General features: G+C 72.1%; 8 protein-coding genes. 4 read left to right on the top strand and 4 right to left on the bottom strand.

From position 1 onward, the window contains the following. Window positions 1-221: 221 nt before the first annotated feature. Window positions 222-2258: a thioredoxin domain-containing protein gene (locus ACFXGX_RS36045; protein ID WP_384800245.1), complete on the bottom strand. Its 2037-nt coding sequence runs from the start codon at window positions 2256-2258 to the stop codon at window positions 222-224. Further along, window positions 2239-2823: an ArsR/SmtB family transcription factor gene (locus ACFXGX_RS36040; protein ID WP_384800242.1), complete on the bottom strand. Its 585-nt coding sequence runs from the start codon at window positions 2821-2823 to the stop codon at window positions 2239-2241. The genes ACFXGX_RS36045 and ACFXGX_RS36040 overlap by 20 nt, the downstream gene beginning before the upstream one ends. A 93-nt stretch (window positions 2824-2916) precedes the next feature. On the opposite strand from ACFXGX_RS36040, the gene ACFXGX_RS36035 reads away from it, so the two are divergent. Together ACFXGX_RS36035 and ACFXGX_RS36030 are read left to right on the top strand one after the other, a co-directional pair. Continuing rightward, on the top strand, window positions 2917-3378 hold the full coding sequence (locus ACFXGX_RS36035; RefSeq protein WP_384800239.1) for a hypothetical protein: 462 nt from the start codon (window positions 2917-2919) through the stop codon (window positions 3376-3378). Between the two features lie 77 nt (window positions 3379-3455). Beyond that, a complete protein-coding gene (locus tag ACFXGX_RS36030; protein WP_384800236.1) occupies window positions 3456-6650 on the top strand; it encodes a tetratricopeptide repeat protein in 3195 nt (1064 codons plus the stop codon). A gap of 267 nt (window positions 6651-6917) precedes the next feature. Here ACFXGX_RS36030 and ACFXGX_RS36025 read toward each other — a convergent pair whose 3' ends face one another. Beyond that, complete coding sequence (locus ACFXGX_RS36025; protein ID WP_384800233.1) at window positions 6918-7169, bottom strand: hypothetical protein; 252 nt, start codon at window positions 7167-7169, stop codon at window positions 6918-6920. Continuing rightward, complete coding sequence (mca, locus tag ACFXGX_RS36020) at window positions 7162-8022, bottom strand: mycothiol conjugate amidase Mca (RefSeq protein ID WP_384800263.1); 861 nt, start codon at window positions 8020-8022, stop codon at window positions 7162-7164. The genes ACFXGX_RS36025 and mca overlap by 8 nt, the downstream gene beginning before the upstream one ends. 172 nt (window positions 8023-8194) lie before the next feature. Here mca and ACFXGX_RS36015 point away from each other — a divergent pair, with 172 nt between their 5' ends. After that, on the top strand, window positions 8195-8596 hold the full coding sequence (locus tag ACFXGX_RS36015) for a DUF4307 domain-containing protein (protein ID WP_384800230.1): 402 nt from the start codon (window positions 8195-8197) through the stop codon (window positions 8594-8596). A 222-nt stretch (window positions 8597-8818) separates the two neighbouring features. After that, a complete protein-coding gene (gene greA, locus ACFXGX_RS36010; RefSeq protein ID WP_384800228.1) occupies window positions 8819-9316 on the top strand; it encodes a transcription elongation factor GreA in 498 nt (165 codons plus the stop codon). Window positions 9317-9428: the final 112 nt, after the last annotated feature.

Here is a 9428-nt window from a genome sequence, read left to right as displayed (position 1 = left end):
CGCTCCTTCTGTCCCTGTGTATCTCTCACCCCCCCCCCGCCCCCCGCCGCCCCCCCCCCCCGCGCCCCCCCCCCCCCCCCCCCCGCCCCCCCCCCCCCCCACGCAGAAGCTATGGGGGATCTGTGAAGGACACGGGTTGCCCCGATGAAGAGCGTGTTTCATCACGCTCGGTCAAATTGCCGAACAAACCGCTCTCTGGGGGCGTTTGGACCGGTTGGGGGTTATGCGTTTCGGCCGTTCAGGACCGCGCGGAGCCGGTCGGGATCGGTCGTCGGGACGTCGCAGACGAAGTTTCGGCAGACGTACGCGGCCGGCTTCCCGTCCACCAGCGGGCGCCCGGCCAGCAGCGGCAGCTCGTCGCTCTCCGGAGCGCCCACCGCCACGACGGCCCCCGGCGCGGTGCCCAGAAGTGCCGTACGCCGCAACGCCGTTGTGGCCGGATCACCGGCCTCGCCCACCACCGCGACCTCCCGGGGGCCGTCGAGCAGCGCCTCGGCCACCGCGAGCCCCCACCCGATGAAGCGGGGCGCCCGCGGCCCGAGCGCCTTCACGACACCGAGCGCCCGCTCGGCCGCGGTGCGATGGGGCTCCGCGCCGGTCTGCGCGCTGTACGACAGCAGCGCCCCGGCCGCCGCGCTCCACCCCGAGGGCGTGGCGTTGTCGGTGGGGTCCTGCGGGCGGCGGATCAGCCGCTCCGCGTCGGCCGCCGTGTCGTACAGCGCACCCGACTCGGCGTCCGTGAACTGCGCGAGGACATGGTCGAGCAGGAACCCGGCGAACTCCAGCCAGACCCCCTCCCCGGTCACGGACGCCAGCGCGAGGAAGCCCTCGGCGACGTCCGCGTAGTCCTCCAGCACCCCGGCATGGGCGCCGGCCCGGCCGTCCTTGCTGGTACGCACCAGCCGCGCCCGGTCGTCCATGTGCAGCCGTACGAGGAGGTCGGCGGCGCCGATCGCGGCCTCCACCAGGTCGGGACGGTCGAAGTAGGCGCCGGTCTCCGCGAGGGCCGCCACCGCGAGCCCGTTCCAGGCGGCGACCACCTTGTCGTCGCGCCCGGGGGCGGGCCGCCCGTCCCGCGCCGCGAGCAGCCGCTCCCGCACCGGGGCGAGCCTGTCCGCGTCGAAGACCTCCTCCTGCTGCGGCAACTGCAGGACGGAGGCACCCTCCTCGAAGGTGCCCTCCTCGGTGACCCCGAAGTACCGCGCCGCGAACTCGGCGTCCGCGTCCCCGAGCACCTCACGCAACCGCGCCGGCGTCCACACGTAGTAGGCGCCCTCGACATGCCTGCCGGTGCCGTCGTCGCTGTCCGCGTCGAGCGCCGAGGCGAACCCGCCCTCGACGGTCCGCAGTTCACGCACCATGAAGTCCGCGGTCTCCAACGCGACCCGCCGCGCGAGCTCGGACCCGGTGGAACGCCACAGGTGCGCGTAGACACGGCAGAGAAGGGCGTTGTCGTAGAGCATCTTCTCGAAGTGCGGGACCACCCAGTCCCGGTCGACGGAGTAGCGGGCGAAGCCGCCGCCGAGCTGGTCGTAGAGACCGCCGCGCGCCATCCGCTCACAGGTGTCCACAGCCATCTGCAGAGCGCCCTCGGAGCCGGTCCTGGCGTGGTGGCGCAGCAGGAACTCGATCACCATGGACGGCGGGAACTTGGGCGCGCCGCCGAATCCGCCGCGCGCCGCGTCGTAGTCGCGGGTGAGTCCGAGCAGCGCCCCGGCCAGTTCCTCCTCGCCCGGCACCCGGCTGTCCCCGAAGGACATCTCGCGCTCGGCGAGATCCCGTGTGATCTTCCCCGCGACCTCGGCGACCTCGTCCCGCCGGTCTTTCCAGGCGCTCGCCACGCCCTCCAGCACCTGCCGGAAGGACGCCATGCCGTGGCGGGGCTCGGGCGGGAAGTAGGTGCCGAAGTAGAACGGCTCGGCGTCCGGGGTCAGGAACACGGTCATCGGCCAGCCGCCCTGCCCGGTCGCCGCCTGCACCGCCTCCATGTAGACGGCGTCGACGTCGGGCCTCTCCTCGCGGTCGACCTTGACGCTGACGAAGTGCTCGTTCAGATAGGCGGCCGTCGCCTCGTCCTCGAAGGACTCGTGGGCCATGACATGGCACCAGTGACAGGCGCTGTACCCGACACTCAGCAGAACGGGCCGGTTGCTTCTGCGGGCCTCGTCGAAGGCCTCGGCCGACCACGGCCACCAGTCGACGGGGTTGTCGGCGTGCTGGAGCAGATACGGGGACGTCTCATGGGCCAGTCGGTTCACCCTGCCACTCTCCCACGGCGTCCGGGACGGCGTAGAAGCGCAGGTGCACCGGACGTGCCCCGTCGGGGGCATCTTCACGAGAGTGGCCGTACCGGTCCAGGAGCGCCCTGTACTCCCGTACGAAGTCCAGGAGTTCTCCCTTGGTCATCCAGTCGCCGGAGCGCTGGACCTGGGCCCACCCCTCGGGGCCCGCGTACTCCCTGTGCGCCCGGAGGTACAGCCCGGTGTCCATCTCGATCTTCAGGCGTGCCACGCCCTCGGCGGCCGCGAGCTCCTCGGGGGCCATCGTGGCCGGATCGGGTGTGGTGTGGCTGAACGGCAGCACCCGCCACCAGCGTTCACGGCCGCCCGACTTCTCGGCGATCTCCTCGATCAGATGCTGGTCCGCCAGCTTGCGCAGGTGGTAGCTGGTCGTGCCGGAGCTCTCGCCGAGTTCTCTGGCGAGGACGGTCGAGTTCGCCTCGCCGTGCCGGCCGAGGTAGTCGAGGATGCGGCGGCGCAGCGGGTTGCCGAGGGACTTGTACAGGGCGGTGCGTTCGAGGCTGGTCAGCTCGGGGTCGGGCATACGGACACGGTATCCCCCGGCTCGGCACGTCCACAGAACTTGTTCTGCAGAATTTTCTTTGCAGAATTTCCTCTGTGATTCTATCGTTGAGGCATGCAGATGAAGCGCACCATGATGCGAAGCGACTGGGCTCTCGTGCTGCTCGGCATCACCGCCGTGGCGCTCGTGCCCTGGATGGTGCTCCTCGTGCGGACGCTCCCGGCCAGCACCGAGGTGCGGAACTGGCAGGTGGCCTGGGCGGGGCTCGACGTACTGATGGCCGCGGGCTGCGCGGCCACCGCCGCGCTGGGGCTGCGCCGCGATCCGCGTGCCCGGCTGACCGCCTCGGCGACGGCAGCGGTCGCGGTGCTCGACGCCTGGTTCGACATAACCACCGCGCAGCCGGGCGCCCCTCTGGTCCAGGCCCTGGCCTGCGCCGTGGCGGAGGCGGGGCTCGCCTGCGCCTGTGTGTTCCTCGCCCTCTCCAAAGGCCGTGCCCCACGCGAGGAACAGGCGGGTCGCGTGCGTCCAGCGGGGCGGACTCCGATGGCCGGCACACGCGATCACGGTGAATGATCGACGCCCCCTCGCGCTCTCGTCGCGGTCGAAGGACACTCATAGGCCAGGGAGTTGCTGCCGGAGGGGGACGTGACATGCGGGACGGCCATCGGGCGGAGGCCGAGCGGCTGTTGGCCCGGGCTGTCGAGGAGGAGGTGCGGCGCTCAGGGGGGCGTGCGGACGGGAGCGCCCTGTTGTCACGGGCGCGGGCCTCGCTCGACACGATGGCGGAGACGGCCGCCGAGGAGTACACGGCGTACGCACGGGCGCTGGAGGAGTCCGAGGCCGGGCGGCAGACCTTCGGGCAGCGGTTCGCCCGCGAGGGGTCCGGAACTCCCCTGCTGGTGGCCGCGGTCGGCGCGCTCGCGGCCGTCGTCGCCGACCTGGCCCTCGGCACCGGCGCCGGCACGGCGGTGGGCACCGGGGCGACGGTGGCCGTGGCGGGCGCGACCGCCACCGTCCTCAAGGTGACGGCCACGCACGTGCCCGCCGCGAGCCGCCGCGCCGGAGCCCTGGGACAGCCCGGCGGCCCCGAGCAACTGCGCCTCCAGTGGCTGACGGCCCTGGAGGTACGGGGCGTCCGCCCGTTCCTCGACCAGCAGCGGGTGCTCAGCGCCACCACCGGCGCCAAGAAGGGCGCCCCCCAACTGCGGCGCACCGACAAGAGCGCGGCCGCCCGCCGCCGCAACGTACTGGAGCAGTCGTTCGGTCAGCTCCCGGAACAGGAGGGCCCGTTCACCGGGCGCCGGAGCGAACTGTCACGGATCGCGCGGTGGGTGCACGCGGCCCGGGCGAGCACGGAGACGAAACCGACGGTCGTCGTTCTGCACGGCGCCCCCGGCTCCGGCCGCAGCACCCTCGCGGTCCGGGCGGCACACGCCCTCAAGGACCAGTTCCGCGGCGCGTGCGTGGTCGACCTGCGGGGCGACAGCCCGGACGATCCGCCGCTCACCACCCGCGACGCGCTGCTCCACCTGCTGAACCGGCTGGGCGCCCCGCGCGAACAGCTCCTCTTCCGCGAGCGCTCCTCGCAGGACCAGCAGGTCAAACGGCTGAGCGAGCTGTATCACCAGCATCTGACGGGCCTGCCCGTCACGATCGTGCTGGACGACGCGAGCGACGCCGAGCAGGTGCGCACCCTGGTCCCCGAGCGCTCCGACAGCCTGGTCCTGGTGACCGCCCGCACGCCCCTCGACCTGCCCGCCGGCCTGGCCGCCTGGGTGCACCAGCTCCCCGTGGAGGCGCTGGACGCGGCCGGCTCCGAGGAACTGCTGAGCGCGGCGGCCCAGGACGCGTCCGGCCCGTACGACGCCGAATCCGCCGACCGGATACGGGAGTTGTGCGGCGGTCTGCCGTTGGCCCTGCGGGTCGCGGGTTCCTCGCTCGGCCCCCGCACCCCGCGCGCCCTCGCCGGCGACCTCGCGGCCTACGGCCCGGTGGAGCCCGTCGAGCGGGTGCTGTGGCTGCGGTACACGGACCAGTCGGACACGGCACGCAGGCTGCTGCGCCGGCTGGCCCTGGCCGGCCGGGCCTCGCTGGGCGCGGCAGCGGCGGCCTCCCTGCTCGCGACGGACGAACCCGAGGCCCTCCGCCATCTGACCGCGCTGTCCCGGGCGGGTCTCATCGACCACGTGCGCGGCAGCCGCTACCGCCTGCACGATCTCGTACGGACCTTCGCCGCGGCGCGTCTGCTCGACGAGGAGGAGGCCTCGGAGCGCACGGCGGCGCAGGAGCGCCTGATCGTGAACTACGCGGAGCTCGCCGACTCGGTGATCCGCCTGGTGGACGGCAAGACGTCGACGCGCGCCGACCAGTTCGGGCCGCACGGCTTCACCTCCCTGGACGCCGCGCTGCGCTGGCTGGACGACGAGTCGAGCTTCATCACGGCGGCCCTCAGACACGCGGAAGGAGTGGACCAGGCGGCGGTGCTGCATCTGCTGGGCGCCCTGTGCGACTACTGCCTGCTGCGCGGCGACCTGTACCGGCTGGGCGAGATCAGCGAGCTGACCCAGGCCGTCGACCAGGGGCTCCTGGTCCGCTCGGTGCAGTGGCGCACCGGTATCGCGGCCCGCCAGCTCGGCGAGCTGGACAAGGCGCGGACGACCCTGGCCGCGGTGGTCGACCTGTATTTCGAGGCCCATCACGACGCGGGGGCCGCGAGAGCGCTGTGCTCGCTCGGCATCACGCTGCACCACCAGGGCGGCCTCGTCGAGGCGGCGGCCAAGCTCCAGGAGGCCATGGACCTCCAGGCCTCACCCGAGCTGGCGGCCGACCGTGCCTGGACGATGCACGCGCTCGCCGCGGTGGAGCGCGACAGGTCCCGGCTCGGCCAGGCCCTCGGGCTCCTCACCGAGGCGCTGGTCCTGCACCGTGAGAGCGGCTCGGTGCACGGCGAGGCCTGGGCCCACTTCCAGCTCGGCCAGCTCGGTCTGCGGATGGGCGACGTCCCGCGCGCGGAGCGTGAACTGCGCGAGGCGCTCGATCTGTACGGCCGTACGCGCGACGCCCGCGGGGAGGCCTGGGCGCTCACCCAGCTCGCCCGCGCGAGACTCGTCGAGGGCGACCCCTCCGCCGCGGTCGACGGGCTGCGCCAGGCGGCCTCCCGGCACCGCGAGAACGAGGACGCGCGCGGCGAGGCCTGGACGGTCTACTACCTGGGCCAGTCCCTGGAGGAGACCGGCAGCCTGGACCAGGCGGTGCGGGAGCTGGAGCGCTCCCGGACGATGTTCTCGCGCATGCGGGACGTCTACGGCCTCGCCTGCGCCCGCCACCACTCGGCCCGCGTGACCCGCGACCAGCGCGCCGCGCAGACGGGCTCCCTGCGGAACTCGGGCTTCGCCCGCCAGCTCCTGGTCGACGCCCGCGCGGACTTCCAGCGCATCGGGGTCGCTCACGGCGAGGCGTGGACCTGCCTGGAGCTCGCCGTCGTCGACGCGGGCAACGGCCGTACGCAGCAGGCGCTGACCCTGTGCGACGAGGCCGTCGGCCTCTTCGCCTCGTACGGCGACCGCCGCGGGGAGGACTGGGCCCGCTTCCTGCGCTGCACGCTGCTCCCCTACGCGGCGCCGGGCGGCCACGAGGTGGGCGCCGCGGTGGCCGTGGAGGAGCTGTCGCAGCTCGGGCGGGCCGGCCACGCCACCCGCGACGGCCGGCTGGACGACTTCATCGAGGCGTACCGGCTGCTGCTGGAGCGGGGAGTGGACCTGGACGCCGGGTGGCAGGCCTGGCGCCTGGGCATGGTGCCGGGACGGCACGCCCGCGATGTGATGGGCGTGCCCGTGACGACGTGACGCGGCGACGGCCTCCGACCCAGGCGACGTGAGGCGGCGGCCTCCCGGCCCCGGCGACGTGAGGCGGGCGGCCCCGCGGGGACATGGCGAAGCCCGGTGTGCGCCCGAAGGGCCTCACACCGGGGTGCCGGTCATGGCTGGTGGTGGCCCCGGGCATGGCCGACGGCCGCCGGTCGGGCCGGTGGCGCCGTCAGGCCCGTGGCCGGGGCTCCGGCCCCTGGCCGGGGCCTCCCGCGGGTGCCTGCCCGGCCCCGCGCGGGCGCCCGCTCAGCCCTTCGCGGGAGCGGTCTTCCCGCCGGATCCGGAGCCGTCGGCGGACACCGCCTCGTTCTCGGGGTCCTGCTCGAAGGAGACCTTGCCCATGTGCTTGCTCATGGACTTCATCAGACCCCAGACGGCCAGGGCCATCACCGCGAAGACGATGAAGCCGAGGACGCCGGGGGTGACCTTGTTCTCGTCGACCTCCTTGGCGAGGGGGACGAGGTGCGTCAGTGCCAGGCTTGCGCTCATGTCAGGCATTGTCGCGGATGCCCGCAAAGAGGTCGTCCTCGGGGAGGGATGTGTCCACGAGGGACTTCGCGAGCTCGTACTCCTCGGTCGGCCAGACCTCTCGCTGGACGTCCATGGGGACCTTGAACCAGCCGCCGTCGGGGTCGATCTGCGTGGCGTGTGCGATCAGCGCCTTGTCACGGATCTCGAAGAAGTCCGCGCACGGAACGTGCGTGGTCAGCGTGCGCTCGGTGCGCTCGAACTCGCTCCAGCGCTTCAGCCAGTCCCCGTAGGGCGACTCCATCCCGCGGTCCAGGAGCGCGTGGTGCAGCGCCTCGGTGCGCGGGCGGTTGAAGCCCTGGTTGTAGTAGAGCTTCCGCGGCTGGTACGCCGGGCCGAACTCGGACTCCGGGTACTTCTCGGTGTCCGTGGCGCCCTCGAAGGCCACCATCGAGATCTTGTGGGTCATGATGTGGTCGGGGTGCGGGTAGCCACCGTTCTCGTCGTACGTGGTGATCACCTGCGGGCGGAACGAGCGGATCTGCTTGACCAGCTCGCCGGCCGCCTTGTCGACGTCCTCCAGGGCGAAGCAGCCCTCGGGCAGCGGCGGCAGCGGGTCGCCCTCGGGAAGACCCGAGTCGACGAAGCCGAGCCACTCCTGCTTGACGCCGAGGATCTCGCGGGCCTCGTCCATCTCCTTCTTGCGTACCTCGTGGATGTTCTCCTCGATGTACTTGTCGCCCTGCAGCTTGGGATTGAGGATGGAGCCGCGCTCCCCGCCCGTGCAGGTCACAACCAGCACGTCCACCCCCTCGGAAACGTACTTCGCCATGGTGGCCGCACCCTTGCTCGACTCGTCGTCGGGGTGGGCGTGCACGGCCATCAGTCGCAGCTGGTCAGTCAAGACTCAATCCTCGGTCAGTCGGCTGTCGCCTGAGTAGGTCGGCTGTCGGCGCCCGGCGTGAATCCGCGCTGTGGGCAGCTTCTATAGTGACGGAATCGGGGGGCGAATAATTCCGGGGTCCCCTCTCACGGACCCGGCCGAGAGGACGATCATGAGTACGCCGAGCACGCGGCTGCCCGAGGGCCGGTACGGCCGCTCCGCGGACGAGCGGGCCGACCGGAAGCTCAGGATCATCGGCGGTGTCCTGGGGGTCGCCCTGATCGGTGTGGTCGGCTGGTTCGGCTACGACTACATCGCCGGGTCCAAGATCAGCGCGCAGGTGATCACCTTCGAGGCGGTCTCGGACCGCGCGGTCGAGGTGCACCTGGAGGTGCACAAGGACGCCGGTACGAAGGGCTACTGCACGTTGCGTTCGCAGGACGCCGACGGCCTGGAGGTGGGCCGGGCGGATTTCCGTTTCGACCAGGACTCCTCCCGCCTCGACAAGGTGGTCACCCTGCGTACGACGGCCCGGGGCACCACGGCGGAACTCCTCGGCTGTCACGCGGGCTGAGCAGCACCGCCGATCCGGCCCCGACGGCACCGACGCGGGCCGGAATCACTCTGCGCGACCGGCGGCCGACCGGCGGCTGACCAGCGTTGATGCAATTCTGATGTCTTATGTCCTCCCCTCAGAGCCGCTGAATTGTTAGGCTCGTGGTTTCGCCCACCCGTGAGAGAACATGCTTCTGGGTAGGGCGATGCTTTGTATTCCCAGTACCTACGAGGAGCACCTGTGACCCAGACCAGTGAGAACGTCACCTGGCTGACCCAGGAGGCGTACAACCAGCTCAGGGCCGAGCTGGAGTACCTGTCTGGTCCCGCGCGCACGGAGATCACCGCCAAGATCGCGGCCGCGCGCGAGGAGGGGGACCTGCGCGAGAACGGCGGGTACCACGCGGCCAAGGAGGAGCAGGGCAAGCAGGAGCTCCGTGTGCGCCAGCTGACCCAGCTCCTGGAGAAGGCCAAGGTCGGCGAGGCTCCCGCGGCGGACGGCGTGGTCGCGCCGGGCATGGTCGTCACCATCGCCTTCGACGGCGACCAGGACGACACCCTGGACTTCCTGCTCGCCTCACGCGAATACGCGAGCACTGAGATCGAGACGTACTCTCCGCAGTCCCCGCTGGGCTCCGGCGTGACCGGCAAGAAGGTCGGCGAGGACGCCCAGTACGAGCTGCCGAACGGCAAGCTCGCCTCGGTGAGGATCCTCAAGGCCGAGCCGTACCAGTCCTGAGCCCCGGACCGGCGACGAGGAAGCCACCCCCGCCCCCCCCCCGGGCGCCCGCCAAGCACCGCCCAGAAGGCGATCGGCCCACACCCCCACCCCCCCGGGCGATCGCGACCGG

This window comes from Streptomyces sp. NPDC059371 (genome assembly GCF_042751995.1).
Classification (GTDB): Bacteria; Actinomycetota; Actinomycetes; order Streptomycetales; family Streptomycetaceae; genus Streptomyces.
The sequence above is the reverse complement of the archived record's forward strand: the minus strand, read 5'-3'. Positions and strand labels throughout refer to the sequence as shown.